Genomic DNA, 22,422 nt, shown 5'->3' with positions numbered 1-22,422 from the left:
CTACTTCTTTTTTAGTTCTTATGTACTAAAATGGCGATGCGTTCTCCTATGTGCCAGTTAAGGGTGCGGAATGTGGGTTCAAACGACGGGAACTCTTTTTGAGGGTGCGCATCTGACAGTATTGCTACTCTACAAGCCATTGCCAATCAGAATAAAAGGTGCCCAATAGTAAGGATGTTCGCCATTGGTAATTAATGTCATTTGGGTTTTTTGTAGGGCTTCTGCTTTAGTAAACTTTTTCTGTTTCATTGCAGTATAAAAAGCATTCATCAGAGTTTGTGTAGCCTGATCGTCAACAGACCACAATGAAGCCACAGCAGCTCTTGCACCTGCTTCTTGCATCAGGTAACCAAATCCCAAAATCTCCTTCCCGTCCCCTAACTCTTCCCCTAATCCAGTTTCGCAAGCACTCAGCACCACTAAATCTATGTTGCTGAGGTTCCAAAGTCGGATTTTACCGAAATTAGCAGCATCACCATTACCAAACAGAATAAACGAGTCTTCTGGTTGACCTGTAACAAAGGCAGCATGGGTGGCAAAGTGTAGGATGGAGTAATTGCTAACCCGCTTCAAAGTCTCTTTTTCGTTAAAGTCGGAGTTGAGCAGATTGATTGAGTTGGCAACCTCTGCCGTTACGTTTTCTACTTCCTTAGCTGCAAAAGGCAGTCCGTTAAACGGATGATAGCTGTCGCCTACTTTCAGTACATATCTACCTTTAGTGAAAGCACCCGCTAAAATCTTCAATGGTTGGGGTTGCTTGTTCAAGTCTGTGAGGCTCAGAGCAGTAATGTTATTCACTCGATACTTCTGCACCAACCACTGGTTCCCATCATAAAGTGCTGCTAAGGGAATGTAGCGAAGTTGTCCGTCTGGGGCGTAGATGATAGTTTTAGCGTTCGCTTCTTTGAGAGCTGGTTCTAGTGGTTGGATTAGCCAGTTGTATAATTTTTGGGCTGGTATTGCAGCATTTTCCGTTCTATTTGTCAATGCATCACGAAATTCAACAATGGCGCGGTTGAAGTCAGAGCGTTTCACTCTTACGGAGCGACGGATGGGAGGCGCGTAGGGCGTGACTAACACCAGTTCCAAACGATCTTCGAGAATTAAGGGATACAGCAGAACTGCATCTTGATTGAGTTGCTTGAGATTGTCTTGTAAACGGGTGAGGATGATTGGGTTCAGGTTTTCCCCACCAGAAGTGCGTTGAAGTTGCTGTACAAGAGCGACAACATCGGGACTGTCAATAAATTTGAGGAATTCTGCTTTTGTTTGGCGTTGTATGGCTTCAATTTCTTGCCGCCGTTTTTCCTGCTGTGGGGTGCGGCTGCTTGCCGGAATTTTTTGCAATTCCCCCAGTTCTCTACCCAGTTTAACGACTTTGGTAAGATTGCTATTGAATTTATTTAGGAGTCGCTGCTCTAGTCGCAGATATTCAATGCCTCGTGCAGTATTAACATTGCCCCGCACACCACGAAGATAATCCTCAAGTTCTTGGACTTTGAGCAAGTCGAGGACTGCTTGCGCTTCCAGTACCCGATCTTGCTTGAGCAACAAATCAGCTAAACGACGATAAGTGTCTGCAAACCTTTGTACATACGATTGCTGTAGCTGTTGTGGCGATCCCTGTAAATCTTGCTTTTGCAATCCCTGTAAATCTTGCCGAATCCCCTCTGTGATATTGACAGATTGCTTGTAGAACACAATCGCTAACGCAGGCTGTTTCTGTACCTCTAGTAGAGAACCAATCTTGTTGAGAATTTCCGCTTCCCCCTCCTGGTAGCCGATTTCTTTGTAAGTGGCTAAACCTTGCTGATAAAACTCCCAGGCTTTGGGATACTGTCCCAGCTTTTGGTACACTTCGCCAATGAATGGGAGAATGAACCCTTCCACCTCCAAGTTACTAATTTCTTTACTAATCGCTAAAGTTTCTTGATAAAACTCCAAAGCTTTAGCATACTGTCCTTGTTTGCTGTAAACTTGTCCTATTGCCCAAAGAGCTATTCCTTGCTCCCGCTTAGCTTTAATTTGCCGGAAAATGGCTAAAGCTTGCTCAGAAGACTTTAAGGCAAGGGGATACTGTTTCAGATCTAAGTAAAATTGGAACACATTCATCAGAGCTATCCCTTCCCCCGCCTTGCTGTTGATTCTGTGGAAAATAGCTAAAGCTTGCTGAGAGGATTCCAAGGCAAGGGGATACTGTTTCAGATTGTAGTAAACTGAGCCAATACTTAGAAGAGTTTGCGCTTCCCCCGAAGAGTCACCAATTTTTCTTTTACTGGCTAAAGTTTGCTGAAGGGACTCCAGGACTTTGGCGTACTGCCCCAGATTTTTGTAAACAAACTGAATATGGGCTTGAATTGTCTGTTCACCCACGTTATCGCCGATTTCTTTGGCAATGGCTATAGCTTGCTGATGGAACTCCAAAGCTTTGGTATATTGATTAAGTTGGTTGTAAACTACTCCAATATCTTTGAGAGTTGTTGCTTGCAACGGCTTGTTGCCAATTTCTTTGCTAATAACTAAAGCTTGCTGGTAGAATGCCAAAGCTTTGGGAAGCTGACGCACGTTTTGGGCGTAAATATTCGCAATTTTGCTAAGATTTAACACTTCCCCAGAGCGATCGCCCAATTGTTTAGCAATAGCTAAAGCTTGCTGATGAGACTGCAAAGCTTTGAGAGGCTGTTGCAAAAGATCGTAGAAAAAACCAATAACAGTGAGAATTGTTCCTTCCCCTGCTTTATCACCTACTTGTTGACGAGTAGCTAAAGTTTTCTGATAAAACTCCAGTGCCTTTGGATGCTGACTGGGATTATTGTAAAGCAACTTAATAATAATATTGTTGTTACCAATTGTGAATTCGTCCGAATTGTAGCCGACTTGTTTCGCTATAGCTAAAGCTTGCCCAAAAAACTCCAGTGATTTGGGATACTGACCCAGGTTTTCGTAAACTAACCCAATGATAATTAGAGTTGTGGATTCCCGCGTCTTGTCGCCAACTTCTCTATAAATACCTAAAACTCGTTGCAAAGTTTCTAAAGCTTCTGTAATCTGTCTTTTATCTAACTGCCGATCAGCTACTTGTAACAGCCGTGACGCTTCATCTATAAGGTTTTGCGTGCTTTGCGTCCGTGCAACAAGAAACTGCATGGTTTGAGTTTTTGGCAACACAGGGACCGCCAGCGAAAGTAACATAGTAGCAAGGGCGAGGCATTTGAGACGGTACATTCGCTCCTCCTGCAGCAACAGTTGAGCAGATTGCTTACTGCTGAATATCTACCTTGTTTCCAGGAGAGATTACGGAAAATTTTGGCGTGCAACCCGAATCAACTAATATGATCATAAACCCGCTTCATGATCATATTAATCATGAGATGATCATGTTTTTTCCCAAATCGCATCTCTACCTGGCTTAATACAGCGGATTCTCCCAGAGTCACGCATGAGCGCCAAAACTCGGTTAATCGTAGGGCGACTCACACCTGGGCAAGCACGCTCAACATCTGCATATTGGAATTGATTCGGCAATCGTGCCACTACGTCAAACACAATCTCGCGTTTTGCGCCTCGGCTGACGGTGATCAGACCAACACGTTGCTCAAATTCACGGTAAGCTGAGAGGATAACGCCAAAAAAGTATTCCCACCAAGGAACTAGCGTGTGTTGCCCCTCATGCCAGCCCACAGAGGACTGATACAAAGTGTCATAATAGCTCTCATTGGTGCGCTCAACAATCTTTTCCAAGCTGATGTATCGACCAACTTCATAGCCAGCTTGATATAGCAATAGTAAAGTCAACAGGCGAGCCATGCGACCATTGCCATCTCGAAATGGATGAATGCACAAAAAGTCTAGAACATAGGTGGGGATCAGGAGCAATGGCTCAACCTCATCTGCTCTCAACATAACGTTGAAACGTTCGTGTAATTGCGTCATTGCACTGGCTGTGAGAAAAGCCGAAACGGTTTCAAATCTCACAACAGTTGTGCCATCTGGGCGAGTCTCAGTGATATTGTTGTCAGATAACTTCCACCGTCCACCATCAGTAGGCAGAAACTGATATAAATCTCGGTGCAACTGTAGTACTACACTTGTACTAAAAGGAATACTCGCGTAATTAGCATGAATGGTGTTGAGAACATCGCGATACCCAGCAATCTCCTGCTCGGAACGGTTCATGGGTGTAGTCTTTTGCGCCACTAGTGCTTTAATTCGTTCCAGTGGAGCTTCGACTCCCTCAATACGATTGGATGATTCGGTGCTTTGAATAATAGCAGCTTGTTGTAAAGTTTCCAAGATTTGAGGCGACTGTTCTTTGAAAAGTTCCTGCTTGCCTTTGTACTCTCCAATTAGCCGGATAGTGCGTAGTAGATTTTGAGTAATCGGTTGGCGCTCAATATAGCCCGTTTCAAACGACTGCATGGGCAGTTCTCATCACCTCACTTCACTATACTGCCATCAATTAGTAGGCGATCGCTCCCTATGATCATTGAGAACATTCGCCGTCCCATTCATCTCTACCATAAACCTAGACTGCCCCGTTGCCAAATTATCCATCATCCAAGGGAATCTAGCCCAAATCAACTAATATGATCATAAACCTCCTTCATGATCATATTAATCATTAGATGATCATGTTTTTTCCCGTTTTGCACCTCAGCTTACCGTCACTACACCCCACAAAATATGGTTTGAAAACACTTAATCCAAGTTTTGCAAACCTAGAGCAATCTTACTATGCTTCTCAATCTGCCCCATCACCTGCTTAGCCCGTTTAATCACCACCGCAGGTAAACCCGCCAACCGCCCCGCCTCAATCCCATAAGACTTATCCGCACCCCCCGGTTGAACAGAGTGCAAAAAGATAATTTGATCAGGTAACTCCTTCACCGTCACCTGATAATTCGCCACATTCGGCAACAGCGAAGCCAACTCATTCAACTCATGGTAGTGCGTAGCAAAAATCGTCCGCGCCTTAATTTCGTCAGCAATATACTCAGCCACCGCCCAAGCAATCGAAAGCCCATCAAAAGTAGCCGTCCCCCTACCAATCTCATCCAACAACACAAGCGATCGCGCCGTAGCATGATTAAGAATATTCGCCGTCTCATTCATCTCCACCATAAAAGTAGACTGCCCCGTCGCCAAATCATCCACAGCCCCCACACGAGTAAAAATGCGATCGCACACCCCCAACCGCGCCGAAGACGCCGGCACAAAACTTCCAACTTGAGCCATCAACTGAATCAACCCCACCTGCCGCAAATAACAACTCTTCCCACTAGCATTAGGACCAGTAAGAATAATCAAATCAGGATATAAAGAAAAATCCCTCTCCTCTTCCTTGGCGTTCTTGGCGTCTTCTCTTCGAGACGCTGCGCGAAGGCGGTTCAAATCCTCCCCCCCCAACCGCGTCGAATTCGGCACAAACAACCCCGCCGGCAAAGACTGCTCCACCACAGGATGACGCCCATCCACAATCACCAACTCCCTACCCACCACCATCTCCGGACGACAATAACCCTGATAAACCGCCAACTCCGCCAACCCACACAACACATCAGCCGCCGCCACAGCACGAGAAATAATCCGAATCACCTCCCCCTGCTCACCCACCTCTTCCCGCAGAGCAGCAAAAACCTCATACTCCAACTTATTCAAATCATCCCGCGCCGTCAGAATCCGTGCCTCCCGTTCCTTCAACTCCGGCGTAATATACCGCTCCTCATTCTTCAGCGTTTGCTTGCGTATATAATTAGACGGCACAGAATCAGCTTTAGCCCGAGAAATACTGATATAATACCCAAAAGTATTATTAAATCCTACCTTCAAAGTTGGAATCCCCGTTTTTGCTCTCTCCTCAACCTCCAAATTAGCAATCCACTGGTGATCTGCTTCCACAGTCGCACGCCGTTCATCCAACTCCTCATTCATCCCTGGGCGAATCAAACCACCGTCAGTAAGATGGAGAGGTGGAGACTCAACAATATAAGCAAGTAATTTCTTTGCCAACTCTTCTAACACAGGCGGCACTTTCTGCAAAGCTTTTAGGAAGGGCGATCGCGCATCCTTCACCAAACCTGCCAACTCTGGCAAGCGAGACAAAGAATCAGCCAAAGCTACTAAATCTCTAGCATTTGCTCTACCAGAACCCGCTCTTCCTGTCAACCTTTCCAAGTCATATATTTGCCGCAACAACTGCCGTAAATCCTGACGCAAAGTAGTATTTTCTACCAATTCTTGGATCGTATCTTGCCGCGCCCGAATCCCTTTGATGTCGAGTAAAGGTTGTAACAACCACCTTCTGAGAGCGCGTGTACCCATTGCTGTACTAGTTCTATCTAAAGCCCATAAGAGAGAACCGACAAAAGTACCATCGCGAACTGTTTGCGTAATTTCCAGGTTACGACGAGTTTGATAATCTACAATTAAGAAGTCAGTAAGAGTGTATGTACGCAACGAATGAAGAGAAACTGAACTTTCTTTCTGCGTTTCTTCCAAGTATTCAAGTAAACCACCTGCTGCGCGAACTGCTAAAGGGAGATGTTCGCATCCTAATCCTTCGAGAGAACGTACTTTGAACTTTTGCAACAATTTGGTTCTGGCTTCACCAAGAGAAAAGGGAGTTTGCGATCGCAAGCTGTAACAAAATGATGGCGGCAAACATTCCGGTAGATGCGGCGATTTTTCTCCAGGACGTAGTAAAGTACCCAAATCAGGAGCATTAGTTGGAAAAAGCACCTCTGCCGGCTGTAAACGCATCAATTCCTGACTCAACAGTTCTAAATTACTTCCCTGAGTAGTGAGGAATTCTCCTGTAGATATATCTGCATATGCCAAACCCCAATGTTCCCCAGCAATTACCACAGCCGCAAGGTAATTATTACGACTTGATTTCAGCATCCCTTCTTCCAGCAAAGTGCCAGGAGTAAGGATGCGCGTTACCTCACGCCGCACTAAACCAACAGCTTCCGAAGCATCCTCGACTTGATCGCAAATGACAACTGCATACCCTTTTTCTACCAATTGAGTAGTATGACGTTCCCAAGCATGGTGTGGTACACCTGTCATGCATACTCTACCAACTTCCCCAGCGTGTTTACTAGTGAGGACAAGTTCTAATTCTCTCGATACTGTAATCGCATCTTGAAAGAAAGTTTCAAAAAAATCTCCTACCCGATACAGTAGCAGCGCATGAGGATACTTATCCTTCATCTCAGCATAATGCTGATACATCTTACTCAGCTTACTGCGATCCACCAGCCGAGAGTCAGCGTGAGGCGCAGTTGGGTTTTGTGGTTCTGTTGTTTGGGATGCAGAGTCAGAAACGGTCATCACTGTTTACTAATACACTGGGCTACCTGCCAATCCCGATGATAGCGTGATCCCAAGGATACTTTCAACTTATTATTTGTGTGAGTGTTGTGAACAAGCGATCGCAATGTGTAGAAGCTTTGCGTACCTTCTCAACATCTAACATTTCTAAAAGCTTTGAAGCGTGTTTGATTTTTTGATACTCCCCTTTAGAAGTGTTGCAAGTAGCAGCCGTCAGGCTTGAAGCCAAACTATCTTTGTCAATAGTCTCCACATTTATTGTTCTTAGAATTGCATTTTCTTTAAATCCTTGACCATAAAATTTCTTTAGAGTATCTACGTCAGCAATAAACCATGCTTCCATTGTTTGAACCATCAAATGACAATGACTATCATCAATTTCAGGTACAATCCAATTATCCCTTGACTGTAAATGCTCCCAAGGAGACTGTTTAACAGAAGCTTCTGAATCAACTAGCAGCACATTAAAAGCATCAGGATGAGATTTCAAAGCATTTTTAAAATCACGAAATGCATTATTACGAGAACCACAAAGAATAATTTGCCATGCTATTTTCTGACTTCGTGCCTGGTTCACTATGTCTTGAAAAAATTTACTAAATCCTTGGCGGAGCAGAGCTTTTGTATTTTTACCATCACCTCCTCCTTCAATGTAAATACGAATCTCCTTTACCATCGAGTACCCCCGATTTCACCCATCCGCCAGAGGTCGCCGAGCGTATAATTTTCCAACCAGTTTTTTAACTTCTGAGGTTGGAGACGACGTAGGTGACTTCCTTTTTCATCTCGCTCACATACCAAAATTGATTCAGGGGGAAGTGCAGAAACTAAAGCGTCAGAATGAGTTGTAACTATTAGTTGAGTTCTCTGTGATGCTTCGATCAGCATTTCAGCGATAGTGGGTAGGATATCTGGATGTAACCCTATTTCCGGTTCTTCAATACAAATAAGTGGTGGTGGAGTTGGATCAAGAAGTAAAGCCATTAAAAATAAATAACGGAGTGTACCATCAGATAAACGAGTTGCTGGTATTGGTTGTATTAAACCTTCTTCACGAATAAATATCTGTACTGTTCCACCATAAATTTTTATACTAAGTTCTTCGGCATTGTCATAAAACTTTTTGAGCTTATCAATAATTTGTCTGCTTCCTACCTGATATTGTAGATTATTCAAAAAAAGCCCAAGATTACTTCCATCTTCTAAAAGAGGATGCTCCGGTAAGTCCGTTTTTTGAGGATTTCTTGGTGCAGAATCTCGCCCAATATCCCATTGCCTATATAAACTAATGTTAGAGAATTGATTTCCTAAATATGAAAGTTCTGGATATAAATCCGGGTCTTTTCTTTGAGACAAAACAGACTGGTCTTGAATCAAATCATCTCTGCGTAAAAATCTTCTGTTTCGTTGCCCATCATCTATTTTGACATTTAAAACTGGACGACCATGTTGGTAGCGATAGTAAAAATAGACATCATGTTCACCAGGAAATGGTTGTTCATTTTCTACCGCTTCATCCACTAGCTCTAACTTTTGACCAGTTACAGATAAACTAAGGTGATAGCGTAACAGAAGTCTTTGCTGATAATCTATAATAGCTTGTATTTTAGCTACCGGAACACCTTGTTGACCTTTCCAAAGAAAATCACTAATCCCTCCTCCTTGACGAATCGGAACTGGCAAGTCTATGGGTGTTGCTTTTAGCAATCCAATAGCTTCAATTAAATTTGATTTACCTGAGGCATTTGCACCAATTAATACGTTTAATGGTTGTAGTTCTATTTCTTCGCCTTCATTTCCATAAGAAAGAAAGTTTTCTAACTGAAGATTATGGATAAACATGTGGAGCCTTCCATCTAATTTTCTTTTTGTATTTTTAAGAGTACTGCTTACTCGCCTACTTCAATTGGGGATAAATGTTGACTATCCTCGCTAGTGACAACTATTTGCTTAAATCCTCCCGCACGCCAATTATCTGCTATATCCTTTATAAAACTAGCTACAGGTATAGCAACTAACAAACCCAGTACTCCTCCTAGTTTGGTTCCTAATAGTAAAGAAATTACAACCCAGACGGGGTTTAAGCCTGTTAAATTGCCGAGCAAGCGAGGGGCAATAAAATTAGAGTTTACTTGATCAATTCCGACGGCGATCGCCAAAACTTCCACACCTAACCAAAAGTTTTGTAACGCTACTAATAAACATACTATAGTAATACCTATACCAGTACCAAAAGGGAAGAGAGAGAAAAATCCAATTATGATGCCAAAAAGTAAAGCAAGGGGAACTCGTAAAGCTAAAAATACTAGTATTAAAGTTAATGTTAGCAAAGCACCCAATGTTGCTTGACCGATAAAATAGTTGTGGAAGTCTTCGCGCAAAGTTCGCCGTACTTGCAAGCCAATGTGAGGTGGAAACCACTGAAAAATTCCATCCCAAAGACTTTGTCCATTGAATACTAAATAAGTAGTGAGAACTACAGTTAGCAAGACATTAACAAAAGTACCAATGGTATCAACAGCAAAGCTAAGAATCTTACCAATGAAGGATTGAAGTTGACTAGATAATCTGTCTAAATTTTGGGTAATTAAGTTACTGATATTAGCTGGGAGCTGTTGGTTTGCTGCCCAGGTTTGCCAAGCTTGTATCTGTTGCGTTCCTGAGTCAATCCAAGCTGGTAAAATGTTAGCTAACTCATTTAGTTGTGCCAGAATCAAAGGAACTAAGGTGATAGCTAAAGCGACAAAAATCACTACAGCTAATAGCAAAACTACCCCAGCGCCTAAGTTCCGCTTCACTCCTTGTTGTTGTAAAAACTGGATTGGGTAGTTTAAAACAAAAGCTAGCAATAGGGCAGCGATAAACACACTTACTAAAGGTTGAAAGTAATTGACAACCTGAAGTAATACCCAACCATTGAGAATGGCAAGGGGAAACGCCAATCCTATACTTAACCATCGGGGTAGATTTGCTGATTGCATCATTGGGGATATGCTAATTGTTAATTGCTAATTGTTAATTGTAACCATTAATTATTAGCGATTCCTTATCCATAAAATCTAGTAAAATACGTTGATGTACAGGACCAAGAGGGCGCACATCTCCTGATTTTGCTGAATAACAGCTACCCTGACGGATTTGTTCTGGTGTGAGTAAGCCCATATCCCAACCTTCATTGAGAACTAGTTGATCTAATTCCACCTCTAATGGTGCATAAAAAACATGACGAAAGACTTTTTCGTCAGGATAGCAGCCAAACTCAGAATATGTAGATGGTAAATTATAACCTATTTCTTCTAAAATTTCTCGCTTTACTGTAACATCTGGTGTTTCTCCTGCTTCCATGTGTCCACCAAATAGCGCCCAGTAACCTGGGTAGGGAATAGTGGGAATATTATCCCGCAGTTGCATCAAAAAGTTATTCTTTTTGTAGAGAATAGCAATTGCTACATGTGCCTGTTGATGATTCATCATAATTAGTCATTAATTACTACTGATTAGTCTGCCCATTCCCACGCTCAGTTTACTACTCCTCTAAATACATTTCCCCATATTCCTTGCCTGCTAGAGGGATGCTTTGGTATCTAATTTTACCTTTGACCACAACATGATCTCCCTCTTTAAGATTTTGATTGCTGACTACCCAAATTTTTCCTGTAGAATCATTAATTTGATATGCTTGCCGCTGTACAAGGGGTACAAGCTTTTCTACCTTACCTTGGATATAAATCGTGTTACTGTTTTGTTGTGGTTTTAGTTCCCGAATGGGGGTAATATTGACACCAATCGCGTTTAAGCCGTACCAACTCAGATGATTACAACTTAATAATCCTATGCAAAGAAACAAGGTAAAACATAAGCGTATAAGAGCAGTATTGTCAACCATGTGGAGAAAAGGCATATGAGATTTCGCTTGTTGTATAAAAGCTATCCGTTGAGCGAATTTTGGCATCCGTGCTTGGTTTGTCGTAATTTTCATTCTCGTTACCTTTATGTTTTAACTCTTTTAAAAACACAATATTAATTAATACGACTCATCTGAGAAGATAAAGAGTATGGGAAAAACTGTTTGGGTGCTTCAAACAGCAATTACCTCTCAATAGCGCCTACTTGTGGAAATTCTAATGGAAACAACAACGAACATACTTCTTGATGGAAAAGCAATAGCAGCAAAAATTCAACAAGAAATCTCTGCTACCATTACCGAATTACAACCCCAAATAGGACGCTCACCAGGTTTAGCAGTGCTAATGGTTGGAGATAATCCCGCCTCAGCTGCCTATGTACGAGGGAAAGAGCGAGCTTGTGCAAAAGTGGGTATTGCTTCTTTTGGTAAGCATTTTCCCACAGCAATAACTCAAGCAGAACTCTCGTTCGAGATCGCAAACCTGAATGAGGATCATCGGGTAGATGGTATTCTTGTACAGTTACCCTTACCCAGTCACTTAGATGCTCCATCACTTTTGCAACAAATTGTGCCAGATAAAGATGCAGATGGGCTACACCCATTTAATTTAGGGCGACTGGTACGGGGAGAAAAAGGTTTACGCAGTTGCACGCCAGCAGGAATTATGCGGTTACTACAGGAGTATCAAATTCCACTACGGGGAAAACAAGTGGTGATGGTGGGACGTAGTATTTTGGTAGGTAAACCGATGGCGTTAATGCTACTAGAAGCTGATGCTACCGTAACCATCGCTCATTCGCGATCGCAAAATCTCAAAACTATCACTGCTGATGCTGATATTTTAATTACAGCAGTAGGTCGTACATCTGTGATTACATCTGACATGGTGAAACCGGGCGCTGTTGTGGTAGATGTAGGAATGAATCGTGTTACTGACGCTAATGGTAATAGTCAGCTAGTGGGGGATGTCGATTTTGACTCAGTTAAACGTGTGGCAGAATTTATCACCCCAGTTCCTGGTGGTGTTGGTCCGATGACTGTGGCTATGTTACTGCAAAATACAGTAATAAGTTACAGTCAAAATTTAAAAACATTGTAGAGACGTCCCGTCGGGACGTCTCTACACTAAAATTGTTACGTAAATAACAGAAAATTAAGGAAATCAAGGATGGTAGCAGCGGATAACCTTCAAAAAACTTCAGAGGCAGCAAAATTTAACCTATTTGCTTATCTCAAAGAGCGACAAAAGCTTTGTGAAGCTAGTTTGGATCAAGCTATTCCCTTACGTTATCCAGAAAAAATTTACGAAGCGATGCGCTATTCACTCCTGGCGGGAGGAAAGCGTCTGCGTCCTATTCTTTGCCTTGCTAGTTGTGAAATGACTGGCGGTACAATATCTATGGCTATGCCAACTGCTTGTGCTGTAGAGATGATTCACACCATGTCGTTAATTCATGATGACTTGCCAGCAATGGATAACGACGATTACCGACGGGGTAAGCTAACTAACCATAAAGTGTATGGCGAAGATGTGGCAATTTTAGCTGGAGATGGCTTATTAGCATACGCATTTGAGTACGTAGCAGACAATACGAAGAACGTACCTTTAGAGCGAGTTTTACAGGTAGTAGCTCGTTTAGGACGTGCGACAGGAGCAGCTGGGTTAGTTGGCGGTCAAGTTGTTGATTTAGAATCGGAAGGAAAATCGGATACTACCCTGGAAACTCTAAATTTCATTCACAATCATAAAACAGCAGCTTTATTGGAAGCAAGTGTTGTTTGTGGGGGAATTTTATCGGGTGCATCCTGTGAAGATAACTTACGATTGTCACGCTACTCCCAAAATATTGGACTGGCATTTCAAATCATAGATGATATTCTCGATATTACTGCCACTCAAGAACAATTGGGAAAAACGGCAGGAAAAGACCAGAAAGCGCAAAAAGTCACGTATCCTAGTCTGTGGGGAATAGAAGAATCCAGAAAAAAAGCTCAACAACTGATTGAAGCGGCTTGTGCAGAACTAGAACCCTATGGGGAATCAGGATTGCCCTTAAAAGCGATCGCCCATTTTATCACTAGTCGCAACCACTAGGTCAATGGAGTCATGGATTTTGGGTTACATCCAATACCTCCTCATACAAAAATAGTTACTATTATTTACTAACAATCGCCAAAATACCATGCAAGACATAGGCGACATATTAGACAACCGCGTGCTGATGGTTGCGCTCATCGCTTGTTTTATTGCTCAAGCATTAAAGCTCTTTTTCGACCTAGTCAGAAATCGTAAATTTAACATAAGTGTTTTAACAACAACTGGAGGTATGCCAAGTGCTCATTCGGCATTGGTGACAGCTCTTGCTGCTGGTGTTGGGCAAACAATTGGCTGGGCTTCTCCGGAGTTCGCACTCTCTATGGTTTTTGCCATCATAGTAATGTATGATGCAGCAGGAGTGCGTCAAGCCGCAGGAAAACAAGCTCGTATTCTCAATCAATTGGTTGAAGAATTATTTCACGAACACCATGAATTAAACCAAGATCGTCTTAAAGAATTGCTTGGGCATACACCTTTTCAGGTAATAGCAGGCTCGGCATTGGGTATAACAATTTCTTGGTTAGCTAGGGCAGCATATTAGTAGAGACGCCCCATTGGGGCGTCTGTTCTACAATTTCACAACCGATCGCAACAGCATGACTTTACGACTGTCCACAAGTATGGCAAAAAAGCCTCGTTCAGACAGGGTTTGTAATGTACTGTATGCGTCTTTCTGGTTAGTAGTGTAAACTGCTAGTAAATAAGGGCGTCGCCCATAAGAGGCAAAACCTACGTCACCCCCAACTACTTGACGCACCTCAGTGGAAATTTCTGGACGATTAAAATAATCGACTAGTACTGCATAACCCTCACCTAATTGTTGAGGTTTGTAGCTAACTGTTTGCTGTTGATTTGTTGTTACTACATCTGATGGTTTAGTATCAGATGGTTTGGTTGTAATGATAGCAGACAAACCAACAATATTATTTACATATCTTGCCCAACGATTAGCATCGTCTATCTTCGTCAAACCGCCTATACGGGTTACTGTATCTTTTAAATATCTACAGGTTGTAGTTTTAAGTTCAGGTGGTAAAGCTTTACGCAACTGAGTCTGATTATTTGTGGTAGGGCTAATTACCAATAAAAGATACTCACCACTATTTGGTGGTTGACACACGGGAATATTTTGTTGGGCTAAAGCAGAATTTAAGCTACCAATTAACCCTACGAACGATAAAACTGAGACACTAACTAAGGAATTAGTTTTGAGAAATTTTTGCACAAATTGATACATAAATTTATACAGTAGCAAGGGATGCCAAAGCGTCAGGTATCTCTGGAGAAGGAGCCTGGAAAGAACCTGTAATCACGTACTCTAACCGCAGCTTTAACCAAGTAATAAATTGGGAATTAGTAGAAATAATCGCTACTGCTGATTGAGGAGACTTAGCTTTTACCTCCGCCATTTGGGGCGCTTCTAAAAAAGCTGGTTGTTTAACCAACCAAAAATCAATTTCTTTTTCTTGCTCGTGGTAATAACGGGTACGTTCCTTGAGCACTTCCTCTAAAGGTTCTTCTTCTAGCAGAAAGCGTTGGCTAGCTAAAACGTAATAGTATGTTTGCATTTTCATCCTGATGTTTACTAATTAATAATATCAGGGTACAGCGTTCATGCTGTACCCCTAGTAATTAACTCTGCTTGAATTTATTGAACCAAGAACTGAAGGGACAACTACTTTTCAACTTTTCACCCTTTACCTTTCCACCATCTGTTAACTTTTCTAAAAACTGGGTGTTGTCAAAGTAGTGTTCTACAGAAATAATTTTTAACTCATCAGTGACACGTGCCACACTCATCCCAACTATCTCCACAGTTTCTCCTGTAGGAGCATAGTCTTTATACGCACCACTAAAAGTTCCCCAATGTCGCCATTTGAAGGTAACATTTGGTGGACCAGAAAACACCTCCAACACTTCCCACAGAAATCCTTTGGGAAATGCTGAGTGGAACAGTTCCCCTGAAGATTCAAAATTTTCTTCTGAAGCCTTATAATGTTCCGTTTCACCAATGAATAAATTGTAAGTACCAGCATTAGCTACATCTGATGCTGTGTAAGCCGTACCGCCATTACTACTCATGCGGAACTTGTCATTTACAACTGATAACCATTGAGTAGGATTAGTTTTAAATGATACCTCCATTTCAAAGGTTTTGACTAAGTTTTGCACGATCGCTTCTAGCGAACCTTCAACGTGATTGTACGTTCTTTCTTTGGCGAAACCTTCTTTGGAGTGGGAATAATCTGGAGGAGTTTGGTAACGCCATTGAGCATCTGTACTTTGTGCAATCACCGTATCCCGATCCTGCACCCAAAGCGGAAGTTGGTTAGATTGTGTTGCGCTCATGAAGTTTTTACTTTTGATTTAACTCAGGAAATACAATTAGAACTTACGCATTGACATAAGCCCTCTTTCAACTTATTAAATAAGTGTAAGTAAAATCAGCTTATGCATCAACCGAAGGAAGTAACATTCAATAATCGGATGAGTGTTAACTGTTTACAGTTGTCCTCGCATAGCTTGTTTCATCTCGCGCACGGCTCTTTCCATCCCCACCAATGCTGCTCGACTAACAATAGTATGACCAATGTTAAGCTCTTCCATACCAGGAAGATTAGCTATAGGATACACGTTCCAGTAGGTCAATCCATGACCAGCGTTGACACGCAATCCAGCATTAATTGCTTGCTCACAGCCAGATGCTAACATTGCTAACTCTTGATTGCGACTTGTTTCATCTCTAGCCTCAGCATACTTTCCCGTGTGCAGTTCAATAAATTGCGCTTGCACCTTGACAGATGCTTCAATTTGTGCGTCTTCAGCATCAATAAATAGACTGACTGGAATGCCAGCATTTTGCAATTTATCAACTACTTCACCTATTCTACCAATTTGACCAACAATATCTAGTCCGCCTTCTGTAGTTACTTCTTCGCGCTTTTCCGGGACTAAAGTTACGTAATCGGGTTTGATGTTGAGAGCGATCGCTACCATTTCATCTGTAGCCGCCATCTCCAAATTAAGGTGCGTTCTCACAGTTTGACGCAGTAGACGCACATCTCGTTCTTGAATATGTCGTCGATCCTCGCGCAGATGGGCGGTAATACCATCTGCACCTGCTAATTCAGCCAGCACCGCCGCCGCCACAGGATCTGGTTCCACCGTCCGCCGCGCTTGGCGAATAGTGGCAATATGGTCAATATTTACACCAAGTGTAGGCAACCCTAGTATCTCCCTATCCACAGTTCTCAGGATTTGATTGTACCGGAAATACTGGTTGAATGGTGAGTGTTTTTTAACTCGAAGCACTGGTATAAAAGCGTAACGCAAACCGCCAAAACCAAGTGGAAATGAAAAACAGTGCGATCGCTAACACCCCAGCGCCTATCACCCAGCTATATTGACTTCTACCTAACATCACTTCCGCTGGTATAGTAGTTAAAAAAGCTACAGGAACTACAAATGTAAAGAAAAAGCGGTAAGTAGCAGGATAGGCTGCCATCGGATATCTTCCAGCTTCTAAAAAGCCGCGCAGCACTTCGGTGACGTTATAAATTTTCACAAACCAAATACTTGTTGCTCCTAGCATAAACCAGAGACTGTAGAGAATTACTAAGCCAAAAGCTAAGGGAATAGCACTGATGAGATAGTCGTCTATTCCCAAACCAAGTTTTGTTCCTGCGTAACCAATTATTGCATTACCAAATATGATATCTGGTATTCCCCAAGGTGAGATTGTATGAATGGACAACCAATACTGACTGCGGATAGGTTTGAGTAGCACAAAGTCTAGTGTTCCTTCCTGCACATGACGAACAATGCGATTCAAATTGGGCGCTAGAAAGGTTGACGAAAAGCCTTGTAGCAAAGTAAATATTCCTAAAACTAGTAGGGCAGCTTCCCATTGCCACCCTTCAAAGTTGTAGCCATTACCGTAAAATAAGAAGAGTCCAAAGAGACTACCAGCTAAATTACCCAAACTGCTGATTGTAGCTAAGATAAAGTTGAGGCGATACTCTAACTCAGCAGCGATCGCCGCACTCCAAAACATTGCTAATACTTTCAGATATCTTTTAATCACGCTATTCACGTCGTTCCATTCTCCAGAGGAAAGTTACCACCACTGTTGCAGCAAACAACACCAAGGCAGCTATGCGAAAGGTGTTCTGAAGCCCAAACACCAGTGCTTCAGGTGGTGCTTTTGTAACATCAACAGCAGAGGAATGAGAGAGGGTTAGCACTGCAAACAAAGCGGCTAGCAGTGGTAATCCAGTAGTTTGTCCCAAAGTGCGAGACAAAGACAGCAATCCCGAAGCGATCCCCAAACGTTCTGGAGGAACCTCGCCTAGAATAGCACTATTGTTAGGTGACTGAAACATGCCAAACCCAATGCCAAAGGGAACAACCAGTTGTGTGGGGTAGTGGAGAACTAACTCCAGAAAGAAAGGAACGACAAAAATCACTCCTGTAATCGCGCTAAACACCAGCAATCCTGTTAACAAGCTCAGGCTAAACTTGAGATTGCGAAATAATCTCAAGTCCAGCATTGGTTGCTTAATGCGGCTTTCAATCCATAAAAAACCCATCAAACCAAGGATAGTAATCAAAAGTAAAACTACTGTGGTGCTACTACCAAAACCGTGATTTTGTCCATACGTCATCCCAAGGCAGAAGCAGACAAGTATCACAGTCATGATTAAAGCCCCTAATCCATCAAACCGTTGTTTGGCAGGATTTTTAGTACTGGATGGAACACTGCGGGCTACCACAAAGCTGGCAAATATCCCAATCGGCACATTGACCAAAAAAATGGCTCTCCAGTCAGAAAGCCCGATTAGTAATCCTCCGACTGTAGGTCCAAGCGCAACACCCAGAGAAACAACTGCGCCAATAATACCCAACGCCCGCCCTCGTTCAGAACTAGGAAAAACCTCCGTAACTATCGCCGCTCCCAGAGCTGAAATCATCACAGCCCCCAGCCCTTGCAGTGCGCGAAACCCAATTAGCCAACCGACTCTTGGCGCAAGTCCACATAAAAGCGAGCTAAATGTAAATACTACCAATCCGGACAGGTACAAATTTTTCTTACCAAGCATATCGCCCAAACGAGCTGCACCTAGTACCAAAGCTGTAACAACTAACAGGTAGCTTAAAACAACCCATTGAATCGTGGCAAAGTCCGTGTGGAATACCTGTACCAAAGTAGGTAGAGCAATGTTGACAATACTGGTGTCAATTGTAAACATTAACACCCCCAATCCTACACCTAACATTACCCACCATTTTCCAGGTGAGTGGTAGTTGTTGTTTGAGTTTTCATTTATACTCATGCTTTAAATTGATAAATATAAATTTTTCTTATAAATATGATAAATATTGTGTTAAATAAATTTAATAAAATCTTATTTTACTTTATATTTTAGGAAAAATTACCTGTGATCTGTTTCTATGCATTTTGATTTACGACAAATAATTCAGTCATTGGGCTATTTTGGCGTATGGGCAATTATATTTGCCGAATCAGGCTTGTTGATTGGTTTTTTTCTCCCTGGAGATAGCTTACTATTCACAGCCGGATTTATCGCATCTTTGCCACAATCACCTTTGAACATCTGGGTTTTGATTTTTGGCTCTTTTGTTTGTGCCGTTTTGGGTGATAACGTTGGCTATGCTACTGGGTATAGATTTGGCAGAAAATTATTCCAGAAAGAAGATTCATGGTTGTTTCATAAAAAACATTTGACAAAAACTCAAAACTTTTATGAAGAACATGGGAAGAAAACAATTGTTTTAGCTAGATTTTTGCCAATTATTCGGACTTTTGCACCAATTGTCGCGGGAATTGGTGCTATGAATTATCGCACATTTATGTCTTATAATTTAGTCGGTGGCTTGATTTGGACCTTTGGTATCACCATATTAGGATATTTTCTAGGCAATCTCCTTCCTGCCGAGCAATTGGATAAGTATCTACTCCCGATTATTGGACTAATTATTGTTGTTTCTTTAGTGCCATCGATTCTGCATATAATTAAAGAGAATAAAAAAGTCGATTAATTATAGTCCTCTACAAAGTTATGGTACGCAGGGCTATTTCATTCTTCCCTAATCCGCCATGTACTGAAGTACATGGCTCATAGCCCAAGTAGGTTAAAACCGACTAAATTGTTTTTTCTTAGTCCGTTTTAATGAACTTGGTGCTACTCGCGCTATGTACTTCAGTACTCTGACAATTATCCTCCCCACCCCTCGCTGCGTTAAAATCCCACAGGAGAATTCGCGTCCTCTATGTTGGGATAAGGAGTGAAACGTGGAAATTGCGATCGCTTAAAGCTCAATGGGTGAATACAGTTGACTCCAGAAGTACTCAAACATTGGAGAAAGCTCATCAAATAAAATTGAGTAATATTTAATATAAGTATTCTCTTTCCCACTGATGGCTATCCCTGGGTAACGCCAGTCTTCATTGCTGAAAATGACGGTTTGAACATTTATTGGTATTCAATAGTAGTATCAAAACATTTACAAAATATCTACACCAACCGTGGACTAATAGCGATCCACATTCATGTTAGGTAATCGTTGTTAGAATAACTTGGTTACAGCAAGAGCAAAGTTCATAAATTGACACTCTCAGTTTTTCTGGAAAAACTGCTATCGTACTTGTGGTTAATCTATAGTCATTCTTACAAAAGTTACTATGAGCTTTAAAGAACTCATTGGGCAGCTACCTAAGGTTGCTAATGTTCTTAACCAACTCCGTACACAAGCTCAACAAGATCCAAACCTCATTCGAGAATTACAGAAATGGGGACTAGATCCAACCCAGCCACCGAAAAATCCTGATGCTATTTACGCTTGGACTATCGTTAAGTATTATGACGAGTCTCAATCACAGCCAAAGCAGGCGATCGTCAATTTATTTGGTGAGGACGAGATAAAAAAGACTTTTGTAGAAAACTTCAACGCCAATGACTTGCCAAATTTTTTAAAGAGAGCAAAAAATTTTATTGATCGTAAGGGTTTAGGTACTGAGTTCCGAGAAGAACAAATTAACCTGAGGGCAGAAATACAGAACTTTTGTCACGTTTATACCAAAGTTTCTGAATGGACTAAATCTCCTCTAGAAGTCTTAAAAGATACAGAATTACGTAATTTTCCCAAATCTTCTCCTTATCCAGAAGAGTTTAAAGCACTAATACAGAGAAAAATTGAGTTATTTTGCGGTCGTGAATTTGTTTTTCAACAAATACAACAATTTATTTACCACAACTCTAATGGTTATTTTACCATTATCGGAGATGCGGGCATGGGAAAAAGCACCATTGCTGCTAAGTACGTTTTGTCACACGAATGTCCGTGCTATTTCAATATTCGTGCCGAGGGACGCAATACACCTGAGTTGTTCTTGAAAAGTATTAGACAGCAGTTAGTAAATCGTTACTGGTTGCCGAATGCGAAAGATGATAATTTACCAACTTTACTTCAAAAAATCAGCGATCGCCTTTTAGATGACGAACGCCTTGTGATTGTGGTTGATGCTCTTGATGAAGTGGAGCAACAAGAGCGAGATAAAAATATTTTAAGTTTACCGACGTCACTTCCAAATAAAGTTTATTTCCTGCTGACAAGACGACCCTATACCCAAGAAAATAAGCGCTTGTACACACAGGGAGTTGCAGAGTCAGAGTTAGATTTAAGAATTCAAGAATATGCGGCATCAAGCCGTGAAGATGTCAAAAAGTACATTTGGTTATTTCTAGAAAATACCAAGTATCAATATCTCAAAAAGTGGATTGAACAACGCAAGATTGCTCCTCTCACTTTTGTTGAGCAAGTAGCAGAAAAAAGTGAAAACAATTTTATGTATTTATATCATTTATTACCGGGAATTGATAGAGGAGAATACAATGACCTAGCCTTAGACAAATTTCCAAAAGGTCTTGAAGAATATTATCAAACCCATTGGGTACGGATGGGTATGGATACAGACCCTCAGGAAAGCATGGTGTTCTTTCTATTTATCTTAGTAGAAATTAGTACGGCAATTCCTAGTGAAATGATAGCGGAAATAGCTGAGGAGGATGAATACGATGTGCAAACGGTTTTGGACCAATGGGTTGAATATTTGAAAGAGCAAACAATAGATGGAAAAACCTGCTACAGCATATACCATACCAGTTTCCTTGACTTCCTCAAAAGTAAACGAGAACTAAAGAAGACTAGGAAGTTATTTGAAAAAGTAAATCAACGCATTTCTCAATACTTTATCAAGAAGATGGGGTAAAGATGGGGAAATTTACTAAGGAGAAGTTCGCAACTCAACCTTCTTACGTCCAACGAGCTTATCTAGGCGATTTCTTACCAAATGTAGTGAAAACAGGGAATTTTGCCGAGTATTACGAAACTCTGACTAATTTCGAGTTTTTGGCTCAAAAGGTTGAACACTCTGAGTTTGGAGTACTGGCGTTGATTGCGGATTATGATTTGGTTGATGAGCCACAAGTAGCAGATAGTCCAGACCATAGTCCAGAAAAAGTCAAAGTACTGAAGTTGATTCAAGGCACGCTGGGTTTATCAACGCATATTTTAGCCAAGGATTGCAAGCAACTGGCAGGGCAACTGGCAGGGCAATTAATCGGGCGTTTGCTGTCTTTTTCACTACCTGAAATTCAGGCATTATTGGCAGAGGCAAAGCAGTGGCAAGATTATCCTTGGTTGCAGCCCTTAACACCAAGCTTAATTCCTCCTGGTGGACGCTTGCTTCGCACTTTAGCGGGTCATAGCGCCTCAGTAACGGCAGTAGCAGTGACTACCGACGGGGGGCGGGTGATTTCCGCTTCAGATGACCGCACACTCAAAGTCTGGGATATGGCATCGGGCAAAGAACTTTTTTCCCTCCAAGGTCATAGCGACGGGGTAAGCGCAGTGGCAGTGACTCCCGACGGGGGGCGGGTGATTTCCGCTTCATCTGACCGCACTCTCAAAGTCTGGGATATGGCATCGGGCAAAGAACTTTTTTCCCTCCAAGGTCATAGCGACGGGGTAACGGCAGTGGCAGTGACTCCCGACGGGGGGCGGG

The 22,422-nt window shown here is 42.0% G+C and carries 20 protein-coding genes; 6 read left to right on the top strand and 14 right to left on the bottom strand.

What is annotated here, in order from left to right; all coding sequences use genetic code 11:
- Positions 1-129: 129 nt before the first annotated feature.
- The 8 genes from ICL16_RS40800 to ICL16_RS40765 all read right to left on the bottom strand — a co-directional run bounded on the left by ICL16_RS40800 (position 130) and on the right by ICL16_RS40765 (position 11,311).
- A complete protein-coding gene (locus ICL16_RS40800) occupies positions 130-3,225 on the bottom strand; it encodes a tetratricopeptide repeat protein (protein ID WP_190837630.1) in 3,096 nt (1,031 codons plus the stop codon).
- 150 nt (positions 3,226-3,375) lie between these two features.
- Positions 3,376-4,419 carry a Fic family protein gene (locus ICL16_RS40795; protein WP_190837628.1) on the bottom strand — a complete coding sequence of 348 codons (1,044 nt, stop codon included), beginning with the start codon at positions 4,417-4,419 and terminating at the stop codon, positions 3,376-3,378.
- 279 nt (positions 4,420-4,698) lie between these two features.
- Complete coding sequence (gene mutS, locus ICL16_RS40790; RefSeq protein WP_190837622.1) at positions 4,699-7,332, bottom strand: DNA mismatch repair protein MutS; 2,634 nt, start codon at positions 7,330-7,332, stop codon at positions 4,699-4,701.
- A gap of 64 nt (positions 7,333-7,396) precedes the next feature.
- Positions 7,397-8,008, bottom strand: coding sequence for a DUF4276 family protein (locus ICL16_RS40785; RefSeq protein WP_190837619.1), 612 nt, complete (start codon positions 8,006-8,008; stop codon positions 7,397-7,399).
- On the bottom strand, positions 8,002-9,174 hold the full coding sequence (locus ICL16_RS40780) for an AAA family ATPase (protein ID WP_190837616.1): 1,173 nt from the start codon (positions 9,172-9,174) through the stop codon (positions 8,002-8,004). Before ICL16_RS40780 ends, ICL16_RS40785 begins: the two co-directional genes overlap by 7 nt.
- A 47-nt stretch (positions 9,175-9,221) precedes the next feature.
- A complete protein-coding gene (locus ICL16_RS40775; RefSeq protein ID WP_190837646.1) occupies positions 9,222-10,313 on the bottom strand; it encodes an AI-2E family transporter in 1,092 nt (363 codons plus the stop codon).
- A gap of 34 nt (positions 10,314-10,347) precedes the next feature.
- Positions 10,348-10,803 carry an NUDIX hydrolase gene (locus tag ICL16_RS40770; RefSeq protein ID WP_190837644.1) on the bottom strand — a complete coding sequence of 152 codons (456 nt, stop codon included), beginning with the start codon at positions 10,801-10,803 and terminating at the stop codon, positions 10,348-10,350.
- Between the two features lie 55 nt (positions 10,804-10,858).
- Positions 10,859-11,311, bottom strand: coding sequence for a hypothetical protein (locus ICL16_RS40765; RefSeq protein ID WP_238361170.1), 453 nt, complete (start codon positions 11,309-11,311; stop codon positions 10,859-10,861).
- A gap of 145 nt (positions 11,312-11,456) precedes the next feature.
- On the opposite strand from ICL16_RS40765, the gene folD reads away from it, so the two are divergent.
- The 3 genes from folD (at position 11,457) to ICL16_RS40750 (ending at position 13,878) form a co-directional block, all read left to right on the top strand.
- A complete protein-coding gene (gene folD / locus ICL16_RS40760) occupies positions 11,457-12,338 on the top strand; it encodes a bifunctional methylenetetrahydrofolate dehydrogenase/methenyltetrahydrofolate cyclohydrolase FolD (RefSeq protein WP_190837614.1) in 882 nt (293 codons plus the stop codon).
- Positions 12,339-12,407: 69 nt separating this feature from the next.
- The gene (gene crtE / locus ICL16_RS40755) at positions 12,408-13,334 is read left to right on the top strand and encodes a geranylgeranyl diphosphate synthase CrtE (RefSeq protein ID WP_190837612.1); all 927 of its coding nucleotides are present in this window, start codon (positions 12,408-12,410) and stop codon (positions 13,332-13,334) included.
- Between the two features lie 88 nt (positions 13,335-13,422).
- Positions 13,423-13,878, top strand: a complete 456-nt coding sequence (locus ICL16_RS40750; RefSeq protein ID WP_190837610.1) for a divergent PAP2 family protein — start codon at positions 13,423-13,425, stop codon at positions 13,876-13,878.
- 27 nt (positions 13,879-13,905) lie between these two features.
- On the opposite strand, the gene ICL16_RS40745 is transcribed toward ICL16_RS40750, so the two are convergent.
- The 6 genes from ICL16_RS40745 to ICL16_RS40720 all read right to left on the bottom strand — a co-directional run bounded on the left by ICL16_RS40745 (position 13,906) and on the right by ICL16_RS40720 (position 18,670).
- Entirely contained in the window at positions 13,906-14,574 is a 669-nt protein-coding gene (locus tag ICL16_RS40745) for a hypothetical protein (RefSeq protein ID WP_190837607.1), read from the bottom strand.
- 4 nt (positions 14,575-14,578) lie between these two features.
- Positions 14,579-14,905: an MgPME-cyclase complex family protein gene (locus ICL16_RS40740; RefSeq protein ID WP_190837604.1), complete on the bottom strand. Its 327-nt coding sequence runs from the start codon at positions 14,903-14,905 to the stop codon at positions 14,579-14,581.
- Between the two features lie 64 nt (positions 14,906-14,969).
- Positions 14,970-15,686, bottom strand: a complete 717-nt coding sequence (locus ICL16_RS40735; RefSeq protein ID WP_190837595.1) for a nuclear transport factor 2 family protein — start codon at positions 15,684-15,686, stop codon at positions 14,970-14,972.
- Positions 15,687-15,839: 153 nt separating this feature from the next.
- Positions 15,840-16,562 (bottom strand): pyridoxine 5'-phosphate synthase, encoded by a 723-nt coding sequence (locus ICL16_RS40730; protein WP_190837640.1) that lies wholly within the window; start codon positions 16,560-16,562, stop codon positions 15,840-15,842.
- Positions 16,563-16,635: 73 nt separating this feature from the next.
- Complete coding sequence (locus ICL16_RS40725; protein WP_190837638.1) at positions 16,636-17,418, bottom strand: ABC-2 family transporter protein; 783 nt, start codon at positions 17,416-17,418, stop codon at positions 16,636-16,638.
- Positions 17,419-17,422: 4 nt separating this feature from the next.
- On the bottom strand, positions 17,423-18,670 hold the full coding sequence (locus ICL16_RS40720) for an MFS transporter (RefSeq protein ID WP_202895954.1): 1,248 nt from the start codon (positions 18,668-18,670) through the stop codon (positions 17,423-17,425).
- A 118-nt stretch (positions 18,671-18,788) separates the two neighbouring features.
- Here ICL16_RS40720 and ICL16_RS40715 point away from each other — a divergent pair, with 118 nt between their 5' ends.
- From ICL16_RS40715 to ICL16_RS40705, 3 genes are all read left to right on the top strand, one after another.
- Positions 18,789-19,397 carry a DedA family protein gene (locus ICL16_RS40715; RefSeq protein WP_190837593.1) on the top strand — a complete coding sequence of 203 codons (609 nt, stop codon included), beginning with the start codon at positions 18,789-18,791 and terminating at the stop codon, positions 19,395-19,397.
- Positions 19,398-20,040: 643 nt separating this feature from the next.
- Complete coding sequence (locus ICL16_RS40710) at positions 20,041-21,627, top strand: P-loop domain-containing protein (protein WP_190837591.1); 1,587 nt, start codon at positions 20,041-20,043, stop codon at positions 21,625-21,627.
- Positions 21,628-21,629: 2 nt separating this feature from the next.
- Positions 21,630-22,422, top strand: a 793-nt coding sequence (locus ICL16_RS40705; RefSeq protein WP_190837589.1) for a WD40 repeat domain-containing protein, incomplete at its 3' end; no start/stop codon positions are given.

The sequence above is a fragment of the Iningainema tapete BLCC-T55 genome, assembly GCF_014698965.1.
GTDB classification, from domain to species: domain Bacteria; phylum Cyanobacteriota; class Cyanobacteriia; order Cyanobacteriales; family Nostocaceae; genus Iningainema; species Iningainema tapete.
Note: the sequence above shows the minus strand (reverse complement) of the source record. Positions and strands in the feature narration are given on the sequence as shown.